Raw genomic sequence first — 23,214 nt, 5'->3', positions numbered from 1 at the left:
CTTAACTGCGGTTTGACAAATAAGGACACATCATGACCATTGAAAGTATCAGCAGTACCAAAGCATTTGGTGGTTGGCATAAACAATACAGTCATCAATCAAGTACGCTTAATTGCACCATACGGTTTGCTATTTACTTACCGCCACAAGCCGAAAGCCAAAAAGTGCCGGTTTTATATTGGTTGTCAGGGCTCACTTGTACTGATGAAAACTTTATGCAAAAAGCAGGTGCACAACGCATAGCAGCAGAGTTAGGCATGGCTATTGTCGCACCCGATACCAGCCCTCGAGGTGAAGGTGTTGCAGATGATACCGACGGCGCTTATGACTTTGGTTTAGGTGCAGGCTTTTATCTAAACGCCACCAAACCACCATTTAGTCAGCATTACCAAATGTATGATTATGTGGTAAACGAATTGCCAGCACTGATTGAAGCCCATTTCCCAGTAACAGAGCAACGCAGTATTAGCGGCCACTCAATGGGTGGACATGGCGCGTTAACCATAGGATTAAAAAATCCGCACAGATATAACAGCCTGTCAGCATTTAGTCCTATTTGTCACCCAATGGACTGCCCATGGGGCATCAAAGCATTCCGTGGTTATTTAGGTGATGATCAGCAGCAATGGCAACAATACGATAGCTGCGAGTTAATGGCCAATAGCCAACAATTTGTGCCCACGCTGGTGGATCAAGGCAGTAATGACAACTTTTTAGACGAGCAGTTAAAACCACAAGCCTTAGTTCAAGTAGCTAAAGACAAAGGTTATCCGCTTGAACTAAGAATGCAGCCAGGTTATGACCACAGCTATTATTTTATCGCAACGTTTATTGAAGACCATCTGCGTTTTCATGCTAAACACTTAGCACTTAAATAAAATACAATATTTGATAGTTGTAATGAATCAATAAAAATGAAAACGAGCCATTTTGGCTCGTTTTTTTATACATTACAGTTAACGATTAGCATCTAACCGAGAGAAATAATCTTTTGCTGCAGCCCTAACTTTAGGAGCTAACAATAAAGCAGACGTCATCGTCGGTATCGCCATCAATGCATAAGCAGCATCAATAATATTCACAATTTCTTGCAAGCTGGCTGTCGCAGCAAACAAAATAGCTAATAAATAAAAGTACTGATAAAAACGAATACGTTTACGACCAAATAAAAAGGCAAAACATTGGCCACCATAGAATGCTTGAGTAAAAATGGTGCTAATACTAAAAAACACCACACATAAAATAAGCAAATATGGTCCAATACCTGGCATCGTAATTTCAAATGCCTGCGCCGATAAATTTACCCCTTCAGCATCAGTACCTTGCCACACACCCGAGATTAAAATAATCATCGCTGTTGCAGTGCAGACTAATAATGTATCAATAGCAGGGCCTAACATGGCCACTAAACCTTCTTTTACTGGTTCATTAGTTTTGGCACTGCCATGAGCCATAACCTCTGTACCAATTCCGGCCTCATTCGAAAATGCCGCTCGGCGAATACCAATTAACATTGTCCCTAAAATTCCGCCGCCAACCGAATTTAACGAAAATGCTTCAGTGAAAATAAGACTAAAATAGCCAGGTACTTGCTCAATATTTGACACAATCACATAAGCAGCACAACTCATGTAAATTAAGATCATCATCGGCACAACTTTAGATGCTACGGTCGCAATACGCTTAATTCCACCAAGAATAACGCTTGCCACTATCACCATAACAACGATCCCTAAACTCAAATCAAGCCAAAAAGTCGATTGATCCGCCGGAAAATGACCCGGTTTAACAAATAACCACTCTCGGATTATCTGTACTAATTGATTTGAGTTAAACAGCGGGAAATTACCAATTAAGCCAACAACACAGAAAAATACCGCTAAAAAATGCCATTTTTTAGTTAACCCTTGAGTAATAATGTACATAGGGCCACCCTGTACATCACCATTTTCATCTTTACCACGATACATAATAGCCAAAGTACATGTAAAAAACTTGGTCGCCATACCAACAATAGCGCTGATCCACATCCAGAAAATAGCTCCCGGACCACCGACCATAATAGCCACAGCAACACTACCAATATTTCCCATTCCCACGGTACCGGCCATAGCACTGGATAACGCCCCAGCATGGCTGATATGCCCTTCGGCGCCATCATCAGGATATTTACCTCTCACGACATTAATAGCGTGACCTATGTACCTAAAAGGCACAAAACGAGAATAAATAAGGAAGAATAAGCCACCGCCAACGAGTAAAATAAGCATGTGAGGACCCCATGCAAGGTCAGCTAGCTGTTTAGTAATATCAGCAAGATTCATTAAAACCTGTTGTTTTATTGTTAAATAGTAATTAAGAAAATACTGATATTACTCGCACAGCGCAATGAAAAATAAGCGTAAAATAGATGAATAAATTTAATAATTCGGAGTCAAGATGGCAAAAGTAGCATTATTAGTAGGCACAACATTAGGCGGTTCAGAATATGTTGCCGATGAAATGGCAGCTCAACTTGATGAGTTAAACCATCAAACAAAGGTATTTATTGAGCCTAATATGGATGAATTAGCAGATTTTCCAGTGTGGATCCTTGTATGTTCTACTCATGGAGCAGGCGATCTTCCCGACAACATAGTGCCATTTCATAAGCAATTAATGATCGAAATGCCCGATCTTAACCATATAAAGTTCGCTTTATGTGCAATTGGTGACTCTAGTTACGATACTTTCTGCCAAGGGCCAGAAAAAATAACCGCACTACTTTTGCAAAATGGATCTAAAGCCATTGTGGATAAGATCCAAATCGATGTGCAACGAGACCCAATACCAGAAGAACCTGCTCTAGCGTGGTTATTGCAATGGCAACATCTTATCTAAGCATATAGATATCCGATCATTGTCTGCATAAATCGTGATCAACTCACAGATTAGATCATACTTATCCACAATATATTACTTATAAGTATAAGTTTGTGGATAAGCTATTATTTTTAGCGATCATAACTCTGTACTATTCACAGTCCGATCTGCTCAATGATCACCCTTGTGGATAACTACCCGATCTATCCCCATGTTATCTTGAGTTTGATCGCGATCAGATCACAGGTTAGTTTTAACTTTACCGTATGATTTTAAACAGAAATAAAAGTTATCAACAGAAAAGTCAGATCCTAATAATAAACATAATAAAAAGATCTATATAAAGATCTTAAGATCTATTAAGCAAACCGCATCTTGATCAATCAATGGAAAATGATCGTTCACGTTCAGACGAGCAAGTGCTAAAATGATCCAATCGAAAAAAGAATAAATTCGAATTTAACTTTCTTAGCTATCAAAGGTCAGATAATGCATTTTCATGAACGGTTTGATGTAATTGTTGTTGGTGGTGGTCATGCCGGAACTGAAGCAGCACTTGCAGCTGCAAGAATGGGCTCAAAAACATTATTGTTGACCCATAACATCGACACACTTGGCCAAATGTCTTGTAATCCTGCTATAGGCGGGATTGGTAAAGGCCACTTGGTAAAAGAAATTGACGCCTTAGGTGGAGCAATGGCAACCGCCACTGACTTTGCAGGTATTCAATTTAGAACATTAAATTCAAGCAAAGGTCCTGCCGTTCGTGCAACACGTGCCCAGGCAGACAGAGCGCTGTATCGTCAAAAAATCCAACATATATTACAAAATCAACCTAATTTACGTATATTCCAACAGGCTGTTGACGACCTAGTTGTTGAAAGCGATAAAGTTGTTGGTGTAGTAACACAAATGGGTTTAGCTTTCGAAGCACCAGCAATTGTATTAACAACGGGTACATTCTTAAGTGGTAAAATCCATATTGGTATGCAGAATTACAGTGGTGGTCGCGCAGGTGATCCACCGGCAATTGCATTAGCGAATAGATTACGTGAATTAAATATCCGTGTTGGCCGTTTAAAAACTGGGACACCACCACGTATCGATGCTAATACCATTGATTTTACACAAATGACTGAGCAAAAAGGTGACACACCACTGCCAGTAATGTCATTTGTTGGTGATGTTAGTCAGCATCCAAGACAAGTTTCATGTTTTATCACTCATACCAATGAGAAAACCCACGATATTATTCGTGGAGGACTTGATCGTAGCCCTATGTATTCAGGTGTTATAGAAGGGATTGGACCGCGTTATTGTCCGTCTATCGAAGACAAGATCCACCGTTTTGCAGATAAATCATCACATCAGATATTTATTGAGCCTGAAGGCCTAAGCACTAATGAAATTTATCCAAACGGTATCTCAACAAGTTTACCGTTTGACGTACAGTTAAATTTAGTCCGTTCAATTAAAGGCATGGAAAACGCTGAAATTATGCGTCCTGGCTATGCTATTGAATATGATTACTTTGATCCACGTGATCTTAAAAACTCATTAGAAACTAAAGCCATCGAAGGACTTTATTTCGCTGGTCAAATTAACGGTACGACTGGTTATGAAGAGGCCGGAGCTCAAGGTTTACTTGCTGGAATGAATGCATCACTGCAAGTTCAAGGCAAAGCAGCTTGGTGTCCTCGCCGTGATGAAGCTTATTTAGGTGTTTTAGTTGACGATTTATCAACCTTAGGTACAAAAGAACCGTACCGCATGTTTACCAGCCGTGCGGAATATCGTTTATTACTTCGTGAAGATAATGCCGATTTACGTTTGACTGAAAAAGGCCGTGAATTAGGCTTAGTTGATGATAAGCGATGGGAATCATTTATTGCCAAAAGAGAATCGATCGAATTAGAACTTCAGCGCTTGCGCAGCCAATGGGTTCACCCAAATTCAGCTTTATTAGGGGTACTTAATCCACAATTAAACACCCCTATTTCACGTGAAGCATCATTTGAAGACTTGCTACGCCGTCCTGAAATGGATTATGCAAAGCTTATGTCATTAGAGGGTTTTGGTCCTGGACTTGAAGATCAACAAGCAGCTGAACAAGTACAAATTCAAGTTAAGTACTCTGGTTACATTCAGCGTCAGCAAGATGAAATTGATAAAGCGATCCGTCATGAAAACTCATTATTGCCACTTGATCTGGATTATCAAGAAGTGCCAGGTTTATCAAATGAAGTGATCGCAAAACTCAATAATCATAAACCTGACACAGTTGGACAAGCATCACGGATCTCAGGCATTACTCCTGCAGCGATCTCAATTTTGCTAGTACATTTGAAAAAACGAGGTTTATTGCGAAAAATCGCATAAATATAGTTATTTTTTCAACTCAATACCACAAGGGAAGCCATAAGGCTTCCCTTAGTGCTTTTACGGCTTCATAATAACTGCCGTCTTTATCATGCAACCTACGAGGCTTTCTGTGTTATCTGCCCAACTTAAAACCTATTTAGCTGAAATGAATATGTCGGCCACTGAATTACAACAAAAACAATTAATAGGTTTTGTTGAAATGCTTGATAAATGGAATAAGGCTTATAATCTCACCGCCGTTCGTGATCCTGAGCAAATGTTAATCCGTCATGTTATGGACAGTTTAACCGTTTCTCCTTATCTTGAAGGACAACGTTTTATCGATGTGGGAACTGGCCCTGGTTTACCCGGGATCCCATTAGCGATTATGAATCCAGATAAGCAGTTTGTGTTGTTAGACAGTTTAGGTAAACGGATCCGTTTTCAAAAACAGGTTCAATTTGAATTAAAAATTAATAATATTACCTCGGTAGAAAGCCGTGTTGAAGCTTATAACCCAGAGATTAAATTTGATGGTGTGTTAAGTCGAGCATTTGCATCTATTCAAGATATGCTCAGTTGGTGTCATCATTTACCGACTGAGAAAGGCACTTTTTATGCGTTAAAAGGCCAGTTAAATCAGCAAGAATTACAAGATATGCCAACAGGATTTTTGTTGGTAGAAACCATTGTATTGCATGTACCAACGTTAGATGAACAGCGACATTTATTAAAAATTGCTAAGCAATAACTCGCATTTCTTTCGCTAATTAAGCTAACCGGACATCAATAACTTTAAGACAGGATGACATTGTGGGTAAAATCATTGCCGTAGCCAACCAGAAAGGTGGCGTTGGAAAAACAACAACTTGCGTTAATTTAGCCGCATCACTTGCCGCCACAAAGCGTAAAGTGTTGTTGATCGATTTAGATCCTCAAGGTAATGCGACTATGGGCAGTGGTGTCGATAAATATGAAGTCGATAACACCGCTTATGAATTATTAGTCGAAGAAAAACCCTTTGCCGAAATAGTCATTAAAAATACCATAGGTAAATATGATTTGATCGCGGGTAATGGTGATGTCACTGCTGCTGAAATTAAATTAATGGAATTTTATGCACGTGAGATCCGTTTGCGCAACGCATTAGCACCGATCAAAGATGATTATGACTTTATCTTTATTGACTGCCCGCCATCACTCAATATGTTAACTGTAAATGCCATGTCGGCTGCTGATTCTGTACTCGTGCCAATGCAATGCGAATATTATGCCTTAGAAGGCTTAACGGCGTTAATTGACACTATTACAAAGTTAGGCGCCATGGTTAACCCTACATTAAGCATAGAAGGCATTTTGCGGACTATGTATGATCCGCGAAATCGTTTATCTAATGATGTATCTGATCAACTCAAACAGCATTTTGGTGAGAAAGTGTATCGCACTGTGATACCGCGAAATGTTCGTTTAGCTGAAGCACCTAGTTTTGGTGCACCTGCCATGTATTACGACAAATCAAGTGCCGGAGCTAAAGCCTATTTAGCCCTGGCAGGTGAAATAATCCGTCGTGCAGAACAGCAAACTCAACCCAAACAAGCGTAGGATACAAAAATGACCATAAAAAAACGCGGTTTAGGTAAAGGCTTGGATGCCTTATTAAGCCACAGTAATACTGCTAGTCGTAAAAATGATCAAGTAGAAGAGCAGCAATCTGCAACGTTAAATGACTTACTACACCTTGATCTTGATTTATTACAACCAGGTAAATATCAACCACGTAAAGATATGTCGCCAGAAGCACTAGAAGAGCTAGCTGAATCAATTCGTGCTCAAGGTGTTATACAACCTATTATTATTCGTAAAATATCTGCAACTAATTATGAAATTATTGCCGGTGAACGTCGTTGGCGTGCAGCTCAACTAGCCAAACTTGATAAAGTACCGTGTATTGTAAAGCAAGTAGCTGATGATGCTGCGGTCGCTATCGCGCTAATTGAGAATATTCAACGTGAAGATTTAAATGCAATGGAAGAAGCCATTGCCTTGCAACGATTATTAGAAGAATTTGAATTAACTCATCAACAAGTGGCTGATGCAGTTGGTAAATCCCGTGTTAGTGTGTCTAATTTATTGCGTTTAAATAGCCTTAATGAGCCTGTTAAACGTTTGTTGGAAAATGGTGATATCGACATGGGCCACGCGCGGGCTTTATTGGCGGTAGAAGGCGATGAACAGACTAATTTAGCTCGATTAGTGGCCTCAAAAGAAATGACTGTTCGAGAAACTGAACGATTAGTTAATAAAGCCCTAAATCCGGCTAAAGACGCCGAAACACCAGCTAAAGATCATGATGTTAGTCGTTTAGAACAAGAGTTAATTGAAAGACTCGGTGCCAAGGTTGCAATCAATCATGGCAGTAAAGGTAAAGGCAAAATTGTAATAAATTACCAGAATCTAGCTGAATTAGACGGAATTTTAAGTAAAATCCGCTGAAATGTGCAACAAACCAATTTCATTAGTAAGTTTGTGACATAGCTCTAATTTTAGTTTTTGATTATTTAGCGCTGAATCGTGCGTAAAATCGTTGTTTTACTATCATCAAAGTTGCAAACAAAGCGCGAAAAGGTATACTTTGCAGGCTTTTTGAATCTTAAGGCTAGTTTAATATATTAAATTTAACATTAGGACCGCGAAAGGCAATAATGCGGAGATATGAAGTTGGGTAATGTTTTAGCGCGTCGTGGCAGGTTAGCAGCCTATAAATTAGTGCTGGTACAAGCTACAGTCGCGTGTATTATTTCAACACTATTTTTCGTTATGTGGGGAGCACAGTATGGCCTATCTGCGCTAGCAGGTGGCGTAATTGCTGTACTTCCTAATTTTGTATTCGCAACCCTAGCTTTCTCACATAGTGGGGCAAGCTCTGCAGCAAAAGTGATTAAAAGCTTTTACTGGGGGGAAGCGGTAAAGATGCTATTAACCATTGCATTATTTTCGTTAGTGTTTATCAATATAAAAGTTGGATTTATGCCGCTTTTTACCTGTTACTCATTAGTGTTAGTTGTACATTGGATAGCACCTTTATATTTCAAGCAAAGTTAAGTGGGATGAATCATGTCTGCAACTGGTGAAGAAATGACACAGCAGAGCTATATCCAACATCACCTTACCAATCTAACAGTTGGTGAAGGATTTTGGACTTGGAACATTGATTCGTTGCTCTTTTCGGTTGGGCTTGGAATGTTGTTCTTATGGCTGTTTTACCGTGCCGGCAAAAAAGCGACCACAGGCGTTCCTGGCAAATTTCAATGTTTTGTCGAGATGATTGTTGAGTTCGTTGATAGCAGTGTGAAAGAAACTTTTCACGGCCGCAATCCTGTTATTGCGCCTTTAGCTCTGACAATTTTCGTCTGGATTTTCATGATGAACTTCATGGATATGATCCCAGTCGATTGGTTACCTTCACTGGCTTTATTAGCTGGTGTTCCATACCTAAAAGTTGTCCCGACTACAGACGTTAACATTACCTTCAGCTTAGCTCTTGGTGTGTTTGTGCTGATTATTTATTACAGCATTAAAGTCAAAGGTGTTTCAGGTTTTGTTAAAGAACTAACATTTCAGCCTTTTAACCATTGGGCAATGATACCCGTCAACTTATTATTAGAAACAGTAACTTTAGTTGCGAAGCCGATTTCATTGGCTCTACGACTATTTGGTAACTTGTACGCTGGTGAGTTGATATTTATCCTTATTGCATTGATGTACGGTTCTAACGTGGCGTTATCTGCTCTAGGTGTAGGATTACAACTAGGTTGGTTAATTTTCCATATTTTAGTTATTACTTTACAAGCATTTATTTTCATGATGTTGACCATTGTTTATTTAAGCATGGCGCATGAAGATCACTAAGGGTAACCGAAAATTTTTTTGACCTAAATCATTAATAACAACGATTTAGAATATTGGAGATAGATATGGAAACTGTATTAGGAATGACGGCAATTGCTGTTGCTCTACTCATTGGTATGGGTGCATTAGGAACAGCTATTGGTTTCGGCCTTTTAGGTGGAAAGTTTTTAGAAGGTGCAGCTCGTCAGCCAGAAATGGCGCCTATGTTACAAGTTAAAATGTTCATCGTAGCGGGTCTTCTAGATGCCGTAACTATGATTGGTGTAGGTATTGCGCTATTTATGCTATTTACTAACCCATTGGGTGCAATGCTTTAACTAACGCTTCTGTCTTTAATCTAACTAGGAGGCTGTTGTGAATTTCAACGCTACCCTATTCGGTCAGACGGTTGCCTTTATTCTCTTCGTGTGGTTTTGCATGAAGTTTGTATGGCCTCCGTTGATGAATGCCATCGAAGAACGCCAGAAGAAAATTGCTGATGGTCTGGCTGATGCCGGCCGTGCAGCAAAAGATCTAGAGTTAGCACAAATTAAAGCTACTGAGCAACTAAAAGAAGCAAAAGTAACTGCCAACGAAATTATTGAGCAAGCTAATAAGCGTAAGGCTCAAATCGTTGAAGAAGCTAAAGTTGAAGCGCAAACTGAGCGAGCTAAAATTATCGCTCAGGGTCAAGCAGAAATTGAAAACGAACGTAATCGCGTGAAAGATGATTTGCGTAAGCAAGTTGCTCTACTAGCTATCGCTGGTGCAGAGAAAATTCTTGAACGCGTGATAGATCCAGAAGCCCACAGTGACATAGTTAATAAACTTGTTGCTGAAATTTGATTAAGGGAGTTGAGTTATGGCTGAATTAAGCACCATCGCTCGCCCTTACGCAAAGGCAGCTTTTGATTTTGCTGTTGAGCATAAAGCAGTAGAAAGTTGGACAGAAATGTTAACTTTCGCTTCATTGGTAAGTGAAAACGAATCAATAAAGCCACTGCTTAATGGTACTCTCGCGAGTACACAACTTGCCTCACTTTTTATAAAAGTATGCGGTGAGCAAGTCAATGAGCAAGGTCAAAACCTGATAAAGGTAATGGCTGAAAACGGTCGTTTAGGGATACTGTCAACAGTATCGCTACTTTTTGCTGAATACCGTAATGAGTGGGCAAAAGAAGTTGAAGCCGATGTGGTTTCTGCTACTGAGCTAAGCTCTGAGCAACAGCAGCAAATTAGTGTTTCTTTAGAGAAACGTCTCGCACGCAAAGTTAAGCTGAATTGCAGCATCGACGCATCGCTTATTGGCGGTGTAATTATTAAATCAGGCGACCTAGTCATTGATGGCTCGGTAAGCGGTAAGTTATCGCGTTTGTCTGAAAAGCTGCAGTCGTAATTGGGAGTTTGAGCATGCAACTGAATTCCACTGAAATCAGCGATCTGATTAAGCAGCGGATCCAGCAGTTCGACGTCGTTAGTGAAGCTCGCAACGAAGGTACAATCGTTGCAGTAAGTGACGGCATCATTCGCATTAACGGCCTAGCCGATGTAATGCAAGGTGAAATGATCGAACTGCCTGGTGGCTGTTTTGCAATCGCGTTGAATTTAGAACGTGATTCTGTCGGCGCCGTAGTAATGGGGCCTTATGCTAATTTAGCAGAAGGCGATAAAGTAAGAACCACTGGTCGTATTCTTGAAGTACCGGTGGGTCGTGGTCTACTTGGCCGCGTTGTTAACACTCTAGGTGAGCCTATTGACGGAAAAGGACCTATCGACAACGATGGTTTCTCTCCTGTTGAAGTGATTGCCCCAGGTGTTATTGAACGTAAGTCAGTATCACAACCAATTCAAACTGGTTATAAAGCCGTTGATGCCATGATCCCTATTGGTCGTGGTCAACGTGAATTGATTATTGGTGACCGTCAGACTGGTAAAACAGCGATGGCAATCGATGCAATTATCAACCAGAAAGAGTCAGGCATTAAGTGTGTCTATGTAGCTATTGGTCAGAAAGCTTCTACCATCGCTAACGTAGTACGCAAGCTTGAAGAACATGGTGCATTAGCTAACACTATTGTTGTTGTTGCCTCAGCTTCTGAAGCTGCCGCACTACAATATTTAGCGCCATATTCTGGTTGTTCTATGGGTGAATACTTCCGTGACCGCGGTGAAGATTCTTTAATCGTATATGATGATTTGTCTAAGCAAGCAGTTGCTTATCGTCAAATTTCACTACTATTAAAGCGTCCACCAGGACGTGAAGCATACCCAGGTGATGTTTTTTATCTACACTCTCGTTTATTAGAGCGTGCTTCACGCGTAAACGTGAATTATGTAGAAAAGTTCACTAAAGGTGCAGTAACAGGTAAAACCGGTTCGTTAACCGCTTTGCCTATTATTGAAACCCAAGCTGGTGATGTATCAGCGTTCGTACCGACTAACGTAATTTCTATTACAGATGGTCAAATCTTCCTTGAGACTGATTTGTTTAACTCTGGACTACGTCCAGCAGTTAACCCAGGTATTTCAGTTTCTCGTGTTGGTGGTGCTGCGCAGACTAAAATCATCAAGAAACTGTCTGGCGGTATTCGTACTGCACTTGCACAGTATCGAGAGCTTGCTGCGTTCTCACAGTTTGCGTCTGATTTAGATGATGCAACTCGTGCTCAACTTGAGCATGGTGAGCGTGTAACCGAATTAATGAAGCAAAAGCAATATGCTCCTATGAGCGTTGCTGCCCAGTCTGTGTCTATTTTCGCAGCTGAAAAAGGCTACCTTAAAGGTGTTGCTTTAAATGAAATCGGTCGCTTCGAGGCCTCTCTGCTTTCATACATGAACAGTCAACATGCTGACCTAATGAACACCATCAATGCTACTGGCGATTATAACGCTGATATCGAAGGTGAGTTAAAGGCAGGCATGGACAAGTTCATTGAAACCCAAACCTGGTAATAATGAACACGGGGTGTCATTAGGCACCTCAGGTCCCAGATTGGAGAGTAGAGATGGCCAGCGCTAAAGAGATTAAAACCAAGATCGCGAGTGTTAAAAATACTCAGAAGATCACTTCCGCTATGGAAATGGTTGCCGCCAGCAAAATGCGCAGAGCGCAAGAACGCATGGCAGCTAGCCGTCCATATGCAGAAAATATGCGTAAGGTGATCGGTCACGTAGCGCAAGGTACTCTCGAGTATAAACACCCCTATTTAGAGGTGAGAGATGCCAAGCGGGTTGGTTACATTGTTGTAGCAACCGACCGTGGCCTTTGTGGTGGTTTGAACGTCAACCTCTTTAAAAAGGTTGTGTCAGACGTTAAAAAATGGAAAGAACAAGGTGCAGACGTTGAGTTTTGCCCAATTGGTGCCCGTTCTGTTCAGTTTTTTAAAAGCTTTGGTGGTGAAGTTTCCGCCCATGCATCAGGTTTAGGCGATGCGCCAAAACTTGTTGATTTGATTGGCACAGTACGTGTCATGTTAAAAGCTTACAACGAAGGTAAATTGGATCGTCTGTACATTGTGTTTAACAAGTTTGTTAATACAATGACCCAGACTCCGGTGATCGAACAGCTGCTACCTTTACCTAAGTCAGATGAAGAAGTAGCTAGTTATCCTTGGGATTATATTTACGAGCCAGATCCAAAAGAAGTTTTAGATCTATTGTTAACTCGTTATGTAGAGTCTCAAGTATATCAAGGTGTTGTTGAGAATATTGCCTCTGAACAAGCTGCCCGTATGGTAGCTATGAAGGCGGCAACAGACAACGCTGGCGAAATGATCGATGATTTGCAACTCGTCTATAACAAGGCCCGTCAGGCTGCGATTACGCAAGAACTGTCGGAAATTGTATCAGGCGCTGCAGCGGTTTAGGTTTAGGTAACGAAATCAAGTTTAGAGGATTAATCATGAGCACAGGTACTGTTGTCCAAGTAATTGGCGCGGTTGTGGACGTAGAGTTTCCACAAGATTCTGTACCTCGAGTATATGACGCTCTGAAGATCACTGGTGAAGGCGCCTGTAATGGTTTGGTGCTGGAAGTTCAGCAGCAACTAGGTGGTGGTGTTGTTCGTACCATCGCTATGGGTTCTTCTGATGGTCTGCGTCGTGGTCTAGAGGTAGCAAACTCAGGTTCACCAATTACTGTTCCGGTAGGGGTTGCAACCCTTGGCCGTATTATGAACGTATTGGGTGAGCCTATCGATGAAGCGGGTCCTATTGGTGAAGAAGAGCGTTATGTTATTCACCGTGCAGCCCCTTCATACGAAGATCAGTCAAATTCAACTGAGCTATTAGAGACGGGTATCAAGGTTATCGACCTTGTTTGTCCTTTCGCTAAAGGTGGTAAAGTCGGTCTGTTCGGTGGTGCTGGTGTTGGTAAAACAGTCAACATGATGGAACTGATTAACAACATCGCTAAAGCTCACTCTGGTCTTTCTGTTTTCGCTGGTGTTGGTGAGCGTACCCGTGAGGGTAACGACTTCTACTACGAGATGGAAGATTCAGGCGTATTAGACAAAGTAGCCATGGTTTATGGTCAGATGAACGAGCCTCCAGGTAACCGTTTACGCGTAGCGTTAACTGGCCTGAGTATCGCTGAAAAGTTCCGTGACGAAGGTCGTGACGTATTGTTGTTCGTGGACAACATTTACCGTTACACCTTAGCGGGTACTGAAGTATCTGCACTACTAGGTCGTATGCCTTCTGCAGTAGGTTATCAGCCAACACTAGCTGAAGAGATGGGTGTTCTTCAAGAACGTATCACTTCAACTAAGTCTGGTTCGATTACTTCTGTACAAGCAGTATATGTACCTGCGGATGACTTAACTGATCCGTCACCAGCAACAACCTTCGCTCACTTAGATGCGACTGTTGTATTGTCTCGTCAAATTGCATCTTTGGGTATTTACCCAGCGGTTGACCCATTGGATTCGACTTCACGTCAGTTAGATCCACAGGTTGTTGGCCAAGAGCATTATGATGTTGCAAACGGTGTACAAACTGTATTACAGCGTTATAAAGAGCTGAAAGACATTATTGCTATCTTGGGTATGGATGAATTGTCAGATGATGACAAAACCATGGTATTCCGAGCACGTAAGATTGAGCGTTTCTTATCTCAACCTTTCTTCGTAGCAGAAGTCTTCACTGGTTCTCCAGGTAAGTACGTTTCTCTTAAAGACACAATTCGTGGCTTCAAGGGTATCTTGGAAGGTGAGTTCGATCACATCCCAGAGCAAGCGTTCTACATGGTTGGCTCAATCGATGAAGCTGTCGAAAAAGCTAACAAAAAGAAATAACTAGGCCGTAAAGCTTAGTTCTTTAAGGAGAACTTGATGGCAGCCAAAACAGTCCAACTTGATATTGTTAGTGCCGAAAACAGCATCTTCCATGGCCAAGTTAGCTTTTTAGAAGTTAATGGTGCTGAAGGTGAGTTAGGTATTATGCCTAACCATGTTGCGTTACTGACAAAAATCAAGCCTGGTATGGCGCGCTTTATCAAGCAAGATGGCAGTGAAGAAGTGTTGTATTTATCAGGTGGTTTACTTGAAGTACAACCTACTGCAATTTCAGTGCTTGCTGATGTAGCATTACGTGCCGATGATATTGATGAGAAAGCTGCTTTAGAAGCCAAAGAACGTGCAGAGCAAGCAATTGCTAATGCCGGCACTGACTTCAATTATGAAGCTGCTGCAATCGAATTAGCCAAATCTATGGCTCAATTACGTGTTGTTGAATGCATCAAGAAAAATATCACCAGATAATCTGATTATTTGACGCTTAAAAGGCGACTCTTACGAGTCGCCTTTTTTATTGCCTATTACTGGCTAACTTAGCGCCTTTATTTTCACTTTGGTTCGTATTCCGCTAAAATGTCTGCAAATCTCTATCCGTTCATTAAAGGAATGCTCAATGTCGTTAAATGTTGTGATCTTAGCTGCAGGAAAAGGAACTCGGATGCGCTCAGATCTGCCTAAAGTGCTGCATCCCATTGCCCATAAAAGTATGGTGCAACATGTTATTGATACTGCCAATTCTTTAGGGTCATCGGCTATTCAATTAGTGTATGGCTATGGTGCAGATAAATTACAAGCGGCTTTAGGTGAGCAAGCATTAAATTGGGTATTGCAAGCAGAGCAACTGGGAACGGGCCATGCCGTTGCCCAAGCTAATCCAAATATTAACGACGACGACACGGTATTGATTCTTTATGGTGATGTGCCACTAATTCAACAATCGACCTTAGAAGCTTTATTGGCCGTTCGTCCTGCTAATGGTCTTGCTATCTTAACGGTCAATTTACCTAATCCAACAGGTTATGGTCGTATCGTTCGTGAACAGGGTAAAGTCGTCGGAATTATTGAACAAAAAGATGCTAATGCTGAGCAGTTAGCCATTAACGAAGTGAATACCGGCATTATGGCGGTACCCGGTAAGCAGTTAAAAGCATGGTTAAATCGTTTATCTAATAATAATGCTCAAGGCGAATACTATTTAACTGACATTATCGCCATGGCTAATGCCGATGGTGTTGAAATTACTACCTCACAACCACAATCAGCTATTGAAGTTGAAGGTGCTAATAACCGCGTACAACTTGCGCAGTTAGAGCGAGCTTACCAAGCTCGAGCTGCTGAAAAAATGATGCTTGAAGGCGCTAATTTACGCGACCCTGCCCGTATTGATATTCGCGGTAACGTGACTGTTGGTATGGATGTGATGATTGATGTTAACGTTATTTTTCAAGGTCAAGTGACCTTAGGTAATAACGTCACAATTGGTGCTGGTGCTATTTTGATTGATTGCGACATTGCCGATAATGCCGAAATTAAACCTTATACTATCGTTGAAGGCGCTAAGCTTGGACAAGCTGCGAGCGCAGGACCTTTTGCTCGCTTACGCCCAGGGGCAGAGCTTAAAGAAGATGCTCATATAGGCAACTTTGTTGAAATTAAAAAGAGTGTATTAGGTAAAGGTTCAAAAGCAGGCCACTTGGCTTATTTAGGCGATGCACAAATTGGCGCAGGCGTTAATATCGGTGCCGGTACGATTACCTGTAACTATGACGGTGCCAATAAGTTTATTACTACTATTGAGGATGGTGTATTCGTCGGTAGTGATACCCAGTTAGTTGCGCCTGTTACCATAGGCAAAAATGCCACGTTAGGTGCCGGCTCAACTATAACCAAAGATGTTGCTGAAAATGAACTGGTGATTACACGCGTTAAACAGCGTCATATTACCGGTTGGCAACGGCCAGTTAAAATAAAAAAATAAGCTTTAATATTCTAAAATCTAAAAGCCTCTGCATATGTCAGAGGCTTTTTTTGTACTTTTATTTCAATTTTTGAGCGATAAGCTCTAGATAAAGTTTCATTTGGTGCTAAAATATCTTTCGTTTCGAAACTTATATGAAAGATAGTTAATTTAAATGACTAAACGTAACACCCAGCAACGTCGCCATTCGATTATTAAATTGGTTAATGAACAAGGCGAAGTCAGTGTCGATGAGCTAGCAAATCTATTTGCCACTTCAGAAGTCACTATTCGCAAAGACTTAGCCATGCTTGAAACTCATGGGCTATTGTTACGACGTTATGGTGGGGCTGTGCCTGTACCTCAAGAAATGACTCAAATTACCAATGAAAAACTGTCTTTAAACAAGCAAGCTATTGCAGCTAAAGCCGCTGAGCTTATTCGTGATCATAACCGAATTATTATTGACAGCGGCAGTACGACTTCAGGTCTTGTGCAACAGCTAAATGACAAGCGCGGCTTGGTGGTGATGACTAATTCATTGCAATTGGCAAACGCCATTCATGAACTTGAAAATGAGCCGACATTATTGATGACCGGTGGCACCTGGGACCCTCACTCAGAGTCTTTTCAGGGCCAAGTGGCAGAGCAAGTATTACGTTCATATAACTTTGACCAACTTTTTATCGGTGCCGACGGCATCGATCTCGATCGTGGCACCACCACATTTAACGAACTAACCGGCTTAAGTAAAGTAATGGCTGAAATGTCTCGTGAAGTCGTGGTGTTATTAGAGTCGACTAAAATTGGCCGACGGATCCCTAATCTAGAATTACCTTGGGATGTGGTTAATGTCTTAGTTACCGACGACAACATCACCCAAGAAGCCGTTAGCACTATTTCAGCGCATGGCGTCAGAGTCATACTCGCGCCATACACTAAGTAAACAAAATTAAATTGAAACAGTAAAGGAAACAACTAACATGTGTGGAATCGTAGGCGCAGTGGCGCAAAGGGATGTTGCAGAAATTTTAGTAGAGGGCTTACGTCGTCTAGAATACCGTGGTTATGACTCAGCTGGCATTGCTGTTATCCATCAAGGTGAGTTAAGCCGTACTCGCCGCGTTGGTAAAGTACAAGAGTTGTCGTCTGCACTTGATGCCGCACCGTTAAGCGGCGGCACCGGTATTGCCCATACTCGTTGGGCAACTCATGGTGAGCCAAGCGAACGCAATGCACACCCACATTTATCTGAAGGTGATATTGCCGTTGTTCATAACGGTATTATTGAAAATCACGGTAAATTGCGCCAGATGTTAAAAGGTTTAGGTTATGTATTTTCATCAGACACCGACACCGAAGTTATTTGTCACCTTGTTCATCATGAACTAAAGACAGCTGCGACATTATTAGTGGCAGTGCAAGCGACAGTAAAACAGCTTGAAGGTGCCTATGGTACAGTTGTTATCGACCGTCGTGATAGCGAACGCATGGTTGTTGCCCGTAGCGGAAGCCCATTAGTGATTGGTTACGGTTTAGGTGAAAACTTTGTTGCCTCTGATCAACTAGCACTGTTACCTGTAACACGTTCATTTGCCTTTTTAGAAGAAGGTGACGTTGCTGAAATTACGCGCCGTGAAGTTAACATTTTTGACGTTAATGGCAACGCAGTTCAGCGCGAAATGAAAGAGTCGGAAGTGACTCATGATGCCGGTGACAAAGGTGAATACCGTCACTACATGCTGAAAGAGATTTACGAGCAACCAACCGCCATTGCACATACTCTAGAAGGTCGTATTGCGGGGGGTAAGGTTTTAGATTCAGCTTTTGGTGAAAATGCTGCTGAATTTTTAAAAGACATTAAACACGTGCAAATTATTGCCTGCGGTACCAGTTATCATGCAGGTATGGCCGCGCGTTACTGGTTAGAAGATTGGGCTGGCGTATCATGTAATGTCGAAATTGCATCTGAGTTCCGCTACCGCAAATCGCACCTGTTCCCAAATAGCTTGTTAGTGACTATTTCACAGTCTGGTGAAACAGCTGATACTTTAGCGGCAATGCGCCTAGCAAAAGAAATGGGCTACAAAGCCACCTTAACTATTTGTAACTCAGCTGGTTCATCGTTAGTACGTGAATCTGACATGGCTTACATGATGAAAGCTGGCGTAGAAATTGGTGTTGCATCAACTAAAGCCTTTACCGTTCAACTAGCTGGCTTGTTAATGTTAACAACGGTTATTGGCCGTCATAATGGCATGTCTAGCGACATGGAAGCGGCTATTACTCAAAGCTTGTTATCAATGCCAGCTAAAGTGGAACAAGCGCTTGGCTTAAATGATGCAATTGCAGAATTAGCAGAAGACTTTGCCGACAAACAACATGCATTATTCTTAGGCCGTGGTGATCAATACCCCATCGCGATGGAAGGGGCATTAAAGCTAAAAGAGATTTCATATATTCACGCAGAAGCTTACGCATCTGGTGAGTTAAAGCACGGTCCATTAGCTTTGATTGATGCAGATATGCCAGTTATCGTGGTTGCACCGAACAATGAATTACTCGAAAAGCTTAAATCGAACGTTGAAGAAGTGCGTGCTCGTGGCGGACTAATGTATGTGTTTGCCGATGTTGATGCTGAGTTTGAATCAGACGACACCATGAAAGTTATCCAGGTACCACATTGTGATCAGTTCATGGCACCGTTGATCTACACTATTCCATTACAGTTATTGTCATATCATGTGGCATTAATTAAAGGTACTGATGTAGACCAACCACGAAATTTGGCTAAATCAGTTACAGTTGAATAAGATTTTGATTTAATTGTTTATTTTAATAAAAACGGTTTCTTAGGAAGCCGTTTTTATTGGGTGAAATAATATTATAGCGTAATGGGATAATTGACCATTAATAGTCTGGTTGTTAAATCTGTCTATTTCGATAGGGGCATTTTATTCCCGACGAAGATTATCGCCGCCCCAGTTTTAAATGGGGTTTAGCTAATTAAAGATACTATTGGAGTCGTTGAAGGCTATTGAGGATTGTTTAAATATGGCTATTAAGCTGTCTCGGCAGCCAGTTAACTACGTCACAAGCAAGGTATTATCAAAGCATTGATTGGTTACTATTGTGTGCTGGCTTAAATCGTTCAGCACAACAGAATCGGGGGCATGGAATGTATCCTATGCCCCCGACAGTGATTAATTGCTTAGTAATTGCTTAGTAATTACTTAGGTAGTAGCACTGTGTCAATCACGTGGATGACACCGTTGCTAGCGTTAACATCTGTCATGATAACTTTTGCATTGTTTACCATCACATTACCGTCTTTTACTTCAATGGTAACTGTTTGTCCTTCAACTGTTGTTGCGCTATCTAGCTTAACTACATCAGCAGCTAACACTTTGCCAGCTACAACATGATAAGTTAATACCGCGACAAGCTTATCTTTGTTCTCTGGTTTTAGTAGCATTTCTACAGTGCCTTCAGGCAACTTTGCAAATGCATCATCTGTTGGTGCAAATACCGTAAATGGACCTTCGCCTTTCAGCGTTTCAACAAGTCCTGCCGCTTTAACTGCAGCTACGAGAGTGGTAAACGAGCCATTTTCAACCGCTACATCAACAATGTCTTTTTTCATACCATGATGTTCGGCATAAGAAACAGATGAGAACGCTAAACTAGCCACTACAAGAGTCAGTATCGTAGATATTTTCTTTAACATTTTATCTTCCTTTTAGGTGTGTACCATTTTGAGTTCAGCATTAGTTACGCAGTAGTTAATCAACTAGATCAATTTTGTTTCAATGAACTTGTGAGATGACGTTGTGTGCACTTAGGGGGTCAATATCACTAAAATAAGTCTAATTGCATAAAGCTGACAGGAAGATATAACGATGGTGATATTTATCATGGATTTTTTTTACGGGTCGACATTCTGAATATTGTCTTAGCTGTACTTGGTTTAGATACCATTTCAGCGATAGTGAGTCTTGCGCTATTAGTTCCAAGTCTTAGTATTGCAGCTAGAAGGTTACATGACACTGGCCGCTCTGGCTGGTGGCAATTAATACTATTAATCCCAATTATTGGTTTAATTGTTCTGATTGTTTTCTTAGCTCAAGACAGCCATGATGTAAATGATTACGGTGTTAACCTTAAGTTGGGTGTTCCAACATAAAACCGATCAAGATATCGTGATGCGGCTAATACTCATCTTGACTTAAACGCGTTTTGATTGTGTGACTGATATTATCGGCATAAGATTTCGTAGAGCTTACAGCTATTTTACCCAACAAAAAGGGAACAGATACTGTTCCCTTTTTGATTTGGTCAAACTTAGCTATTACCAAACACGAGCGACGAGTCCTTTCAGGTAATAACCTTCAGGGAATGCGCTGCTAATTGGGTGATCGCTGGCTTGGTGCATGCGTTCAATAAATTGCACTTCACGCTTAGCATCAAGTGCGGCATCGGCAACCACTTTTTGGAATAGGTCTGACTGCATTAAGCCTGAACACGAGAACGTCAGTAATATTCCACCTGGATTAAGTAATTGCATCGCAATCATATTGATGTCTTTATAACCGCGACATGCGCCATCGAGTTGCGACTTATTGTCGGCAAATTTAGGCGGGTCTAAAACAATAACATCAAAGGTTTTACCTTCATCTCGGTACTGGCGTAGTAATTTGAATACGTCAGCTTCGTTATAGCTTACATGGTCATCATTAAGATTATTAATGGCCATATTATCGCGAGCAGTTTGTAGAGCTAAGGTTGATACATCGACATTTTCAATACTCGCAGCGCCTGCTTTGGCGGCATATAAGCCAAAAGTACCGGTGTAACAGAAACAGTTAAGTACTGACTTACCCTTGACGAAACGAGCCGCCATAGCACGGTTGTCACGCTGATCCAGATAGAAACCTGTTTTATGACCTTTAACAACATCGACGGCAATCTTAATACCGTTTTCTTCGATGATGACGGGCATAGCAGGTAACTCCCCGTGTAGTAATCCTACAACCGGAGTCAGGCCTTCTTTCTTTCTTGAGTCGACATCTGAACGCTCATAGACAGCGCAGTCCGGATATTGAAGAACCAGTTGCTCAACGATAGTGTCGCGCCATTTTTCAGCACCAGTGCTTAACAGTTGGCAAACCAATACGTTGGCATAACGGTCTATGGTAATACCGGGTAAACCGTCCGATTCAGCGGCAATTAAGCGATAACCCGTTAGACCTTGTTCGCGAATCAAATCATCACGTCCTGTTTGGGCTCTTTTTATGCGTCGGGCGAAGAAGTCGGCATCGATAGTTTCGTCTTTGTCGAAAGTCCATATCCGCACTTGGATTTGAGATTCTGGCGACCAGGCACCGCGTCCGAGCCAATGCCCGTCGTGCGCCACTACTTCAACAGTGTCACCAGCTTGCGGTTTTCCGCCATTGACGTTGTGAATTCCATTGGAAAATATCCAAGGGTGGCGACGCTCTAATGAACGCTCGCGGCCAGGTTTAAGTTTAATTCTGATAGCCATGGTATTGCCTAATGTAAAGTATAAAAGGGGTAAAAAGAGTTATCGCGCATCTAATAACGATGCCATATAAGCCTAATCGAAATTGAATATAGGCTTGGGGTAATGCCTCAATAATTGAGTGCATTAGCCAGGGGGCGACAAAATGGGATCATAGCCTGTTTTGAGCCTAAAAACCTGACAAATAATTAAATGGTTGGCTTCGTGTGGTGTGGTTAATGTAGATTCTGGCGGTTGAGTCGGTAATTATTGTTTATTCCATCCAGCATTAAAGGTATTTTGTTGCGTTATAGCGAGGTTAAACGGTGCTGGTGGTTGATGCACAATCAAATATGCCTACAGATTTGTGATGATGTTTTTAGATCGAGTGATTAACGTGATGCTTTTGCTAACCGTCAAACACAACGCCACAAGCATTCGGTAGCAATTATGCCAGGCGTTGCTGAATCCCAGTATTTGAACACACTGATTACTCGTACTCGATAGTGGCAATAATACTTGATTAGGTGACGATATTACCACGTGAAAAAACCAGAATGTAGCCTTTAAAGGGTAGAGCTAAATAGTCGGTGTGTATTGGTTTAAAATGGCTGCTGATGAAACCGAACTCAGCTAATTTTACACTGAGTTTATTCTTTCTACCTCTACCGGGGTCTACAATGATGACGTCACATTTTTTACTGGCATGGTTTTTAATAAAATAAGCCAATAACTGCACATGCTCATCTTCATAGAGTAAATCGCTGCCAATGATGACGTCAAAAAGTCCCAGCTTACTGGTGTCATTGGCCCAATCTACTCGCTCAAAAGCAATGTTTTTACCATTGTTGAGTTTTGTATTTCGATTAAGGAACTGCTCTACTTCTGGGTGATAGTCGGTTGCGGTAATATCGGCATGTTTTTCGTTGAGGAGTAAGCTTGATAATGCGATTCCACAGCCTATTTCTAGAATTCTTTTACCTTCGGTTTTGTAATCCAACATATAGTTTGCCAGCACTAAGCTTGATGGCCATACAATGCCAAAAATAGGCCAGCTTGCAGAGGATATTCCGAGTTTTTCAGCAACACCTGTAGGGTCATAAAATTCTTGATTATTACGTAAGGTGCATAGATGAACATCTATGTCACCAAATTCAACGGTTTGGTAGCTTAAACGAAGAGCTGTCATTGGGCCGTCTCAAAAATTGAGCGCTCAGCCAGCTATCGAGGACAAATAAATGACAAAACGAAGAGGTTTTAGTTAGGTTATAGCAGTTCGTTAGAAAGGCAATGTATTTAACTAACTGTTAGGTTTTGTTAGACTTAGATCTTTGT

23 protein-coding genes are annotated in these 23,214 nt (G+C 41.4%); 19 read left to right on the top strand and 4 right to left on the bottom strand.

Features of this window, described 5'->3' with window-relative positions:
* Positions 1 to 32 precede the first annotated feature (32 nt).
* Entirely contained in the window at positions 33 to 878 is an 846-nt protein-coding gene (fghA, locus tag AAEY97_RS15205; protein WP_350999760.1) for an S-formylglutathione hydrolase, read from the top strand.
* A 78-nt stretch (positions 879 to 956) separates the two neighbouring features.
* On the opposite strand, the gene AAEY97_RS15200 is transcribed toward fghA, so the two are convergent.
* Positions 957 to 2,324, bottom strand: coding sequence for an alanine/glycine:cation symporter family protein (locus tag AAEY97_RS15200; protein ID WP_162024241.1), 1,368 nt, complete (start codon positions 2,322 to 2,324; stop codon positions 957 to 959).
* A 115-nt stretch (positions 2,325 to 2,439) separates the two neighbouring features.
* On the opposite strand from AAEY97_RS15200, the gene mioC reads away from it, so the two are divergent.
* From mioC to glmS, 17 genes are all read left to right on the top strand, one after another.
* A complete protein-coding gene (mioC, locus tag AAEY97_RS15195) occupies positions 2,440 to 2,880 on the top strand; it encodes an FMN-binding protein MioC (RefSeq protein ID WP_350999755.1) in 441 nt (146 codons plus the stop codon).
* 471 nt (positions 2,881 to 3,351) lie between these two features.
* Complete coding sequence (gene mnmG, locus AAEY97_RS15190) at positions 3,352 to 5,241, top strand: tRNA uridine-5-carboxymethylaminomethyl(34) synthesis enzyme MnmG (RefSeq protein ID WP_101087355.1); 1,890 nt, start codon at positions 3,352 to 3,354, stop codon at positions 5,239 to 5,241.
* 112 nt (positions 5,242 to 5,353) lie between these two features.
* Positions 5,354 to 5,974: a 16S rRNA (guanine(527)-N(7))-methyltransferase RsmG gene (gene rsmG / locus AAEY97_RS15185; RefSeq protein ID WP_101087354.1), complete on the top strand. Its 621-nt coding sequence runs from the start codon at positions 5,354 to 5,356 to the stop codon at positions 5,972 to 5,974.
* 62 nt (positions 5,975 to 6,036) lie between these two features.
* Positions 6,037 to 6,825 (top strand): ParA family protein, encoded by a 789-nt coding sequence (locus AAEY97_RS15180; protein WP_101087353.1) that lies wholly within the window; start codon positions 6,037 to 6,039, stop codon positions 6,823 to 6,825.
* Between the two features lie 9 nt (positions 6,826 to 6,834).
* Entirely contained in the window at positions 6,835 to 7,716 is an 882-nt protein-coding gene (locus tag AAEY97_RS15175; RefSeq protein WP_101087352.1) for a ParB/RepB/Spo0J family partition protein, read from the top strand.
* A 225-nt stretch (positions 7,717 to 7,941) separates the two neighbouring features.
* The gene (locus AAEY97_RS15170; protein WP_101087392.1) at positions 7,942 to 8,325 is read left to right on the top strand and encodes an ATP synthase subunit I; all 384 of its coding nucleotides are present in this window, start codon (positions 7,942 to 7,944) and stop codon (positions 8,323 to 8,325) included.
* A 12-nt stretch (positions 8,326 to 8,337) separates the two neighbouring features.
* The gene (atpB, locus tag AAEY97_RS15165; RefSeq protein ID WP_101087351.1) at positions 8,338 to 9,132 is read left to right on the top strand and encodes a F0F1 ATP synthase subunit A; all 795 of its coding nucleotides are present in this window, start codon (positions 8,338 to 8,340) and stop codon (positions 9,130 to 9,132) included.
* Positions 9,133 to 9,197: 65 nt separating this feature from the next.
* Positions 9,198 to 9,449, top strand: coding sequence for a F0F1 ATP synthase subunit C (atpE, locus tag AAEY97_RS15160; RefSeq protein WP_011639455.1), 252 nt, complete (start codon positions 9,198 to 9,200; stop codon positions 9,447 to 9,449).
* A 37-nt stretch (positions 9,450 to 9,486) separates the two neighbouring features.
* Positions 9,487 to 9,957, top strand: a complete 471-nt coding sequence (atpF, locus tag AAEY97_RS15155; protein WP_101087350.1) for a F0F1 ATP synthase subunit B — start codon at positions 9,487 to 9,489, stop codon at positions 9,955 to 9,957.
* Between the two features lie 16 nt (positions 9,958 to 9,973).
* Positions 9,974 to 10,507, top strand: coding sequence for a F0F1 ATP synthase subunit delta (atpH, locus tag AAEY97_RS15150; RefSeq protein ID WP_101087349.1), 534 nt, complete (start codon positions 9,974 to 9,976; stop codon positions 10,505 to 10,507).
* Between the two features lie 14 nt (positions 10,508 to 10,521).
* Positions 10,522 to 12,063, top strand: coding sequence for a F0F1 ATP synthase subunit alpha (atpA, locus tag AAEY97_RS15145; RefSeq protein ID WP_101087348.1), 1,542 nt, complete (start codon positions 10,522 to 10,524; stop codon positions 12,061 to 12,063).
* A gap of 53 nt (positions 12,064 to 12,116) precedes the next feature.
* A complete protein-coding gene (atpG, locus tag AAEY97_RS15140; RefSeq protein WP_101087347.1) occupies positions 12,117 to 12,977 on the top strand; it encodes a F0F1 ATP synthase subunit gamma in 861 nt (286 codons plus the stop codon).
* Between the two features lie 35 nt (positions 12,978 to 13,012).
* Complete coding sequence (atpD, locus tag AAEY97_RS15135; protein ID WP_101087346.1) at positions 13,013 to 14,404, top strand: F0F1 ATP synthase subunit beta; 1,392 nt, start codon at positions 13,013 to 13,015, stop codon at positions 14,402 to 14,404.
* A 36-nt stretch (positions 14,405 to 14,440) separates the two neighbouring features.
* Positions 14,441 to 14,869, top strand: coding sequence for a F0F1 ATP synthase subunit epsilon (locus tag AAEY97_RS15130; protein ID WP_101087345.1), 429 nt, complete (start codon positions 14,441 to 14,443; stop codon positions 14,867 to 14,869).
* 148 nt (positions 14,870 to 15,017) lie between these two features.
* Complete coding sequence (gene glmU, locus AAEY97_RS15125; RefSeq protein WP_335692772.1) at positions 15,018 to 16,382, top strand: bifunctional UDP-N-acetylglucosamine diphosphorylase/glucosamine-1-phosphate N-acetyltransferase GlmU; 1,365 nt, start codon at positions 15,018 to 15,020, stop codon at positions 16,380 to 16,382.
* Between the two features lie 154 nt (positions 16,383 to 16,536).
* A complete protein-coding gene (locus AAEY97_RS15120; RefSeq protein WP_350999750.1) occupies positions 16,537 to 17,307 on the top strand; it encodes a DeoR/GlpR family DNA-binding transcription regulator in 771 nt (256 codons plus the stop codon).
* Positions 17,308 to 17,344: 37 nt separating this feature from the next.
* Complete coding sequence (gene glmS / locus AAEY97_RS15115) at positions 17,345 to 19,174, top strand: glutamine--fructose-6-phosphate transaminase (isomerizing) (protein ID WP_101087342.1); 1,830 nt, start codon at positions 17,345 to 17,347, stop codon at positions 19,172 to 19,174.
* Positions 19,175 to 19,590: 416 nt separating this feature from the next.
* On the opposite strand, the gene AAEY97_RS15110 is transcribed toward glmS, so the two are convergent.
* The gene (locus AAEY97_RS15110; protein ID WP_162024236.1) at positions 19,591 to 20,088 is read right to left on the bottom strand and encodes a fasciclin domain-containing protein; all 498 of its coding nucleotides are present in this window, start codon (positions 20,086 to 20,088) and stop codon (positions 19,591 to 19,593) included.
* Between the two features lie 210 nt (positions 20,089 to 20,298).
* Here AAEY97_RS15110 and AAEY97_RS15105 point away from each other — a divergent pair, with 210 nt between their 5' ends.
* A complete protein-coding gene (locus tag AAEY97_RS15105; RefSeq protein WP_350999814.1) occupies positions 20,299 to 20,544 on the top strand; it encodes a DUF805 domain-containing protein in 246 nt (81 codons plus the stop codon).
* 165 nt (positions 20,545 to 20,709) lie between these two features.
* Here AAEY97_RS15105 and AAEY97_RS15100 read toward each other — a convergent pair whose 3' ends face one another.
* Positions 20,710 to 21,903 (bottom strand): class I SAM-dependent rRNA methyltransferase, encoded by a 1,194-nt coding sequence (locus tag AAEY97_RS15100; protein WP_350999746.1) that lies wholly within the window; start codon positions 21,901 to 21,903, stop codon positions 20,710 to 20,712.
* A 499-nt stretch (positions 21,904 to 22,402) separates the two neighbouring features.
* Complete coding sequence (locus tag AAEY97_RS15095; RefSeq protein ID WP_335692765.1) at positions 22,403 to 23,068, bottom strand: class I SAM-dependent methyltransferase; 666 nt, start codon at positions 23,066 to 23,068, stop codon at positions 22,403 to 22,405.
* Positions 23,069 to 23,214: the final 146 nt, after the last annotated feature.

Origin of the sequence: Shewanella sp. TB7-MNA-CIBAN-0143 (assembly GCF_040310065.1) — a bacterium.
Taxonomy (GTDB): Bacteria; Pseudomonadota; Gammaproteobacteria; order Enterobacterales; family Shewanellaceae; genus Shewanella.
Note: the sequence above shows the minus strand (reverse complement) of the source record. Positions and strands in the feature narration are given on the sequence as shown.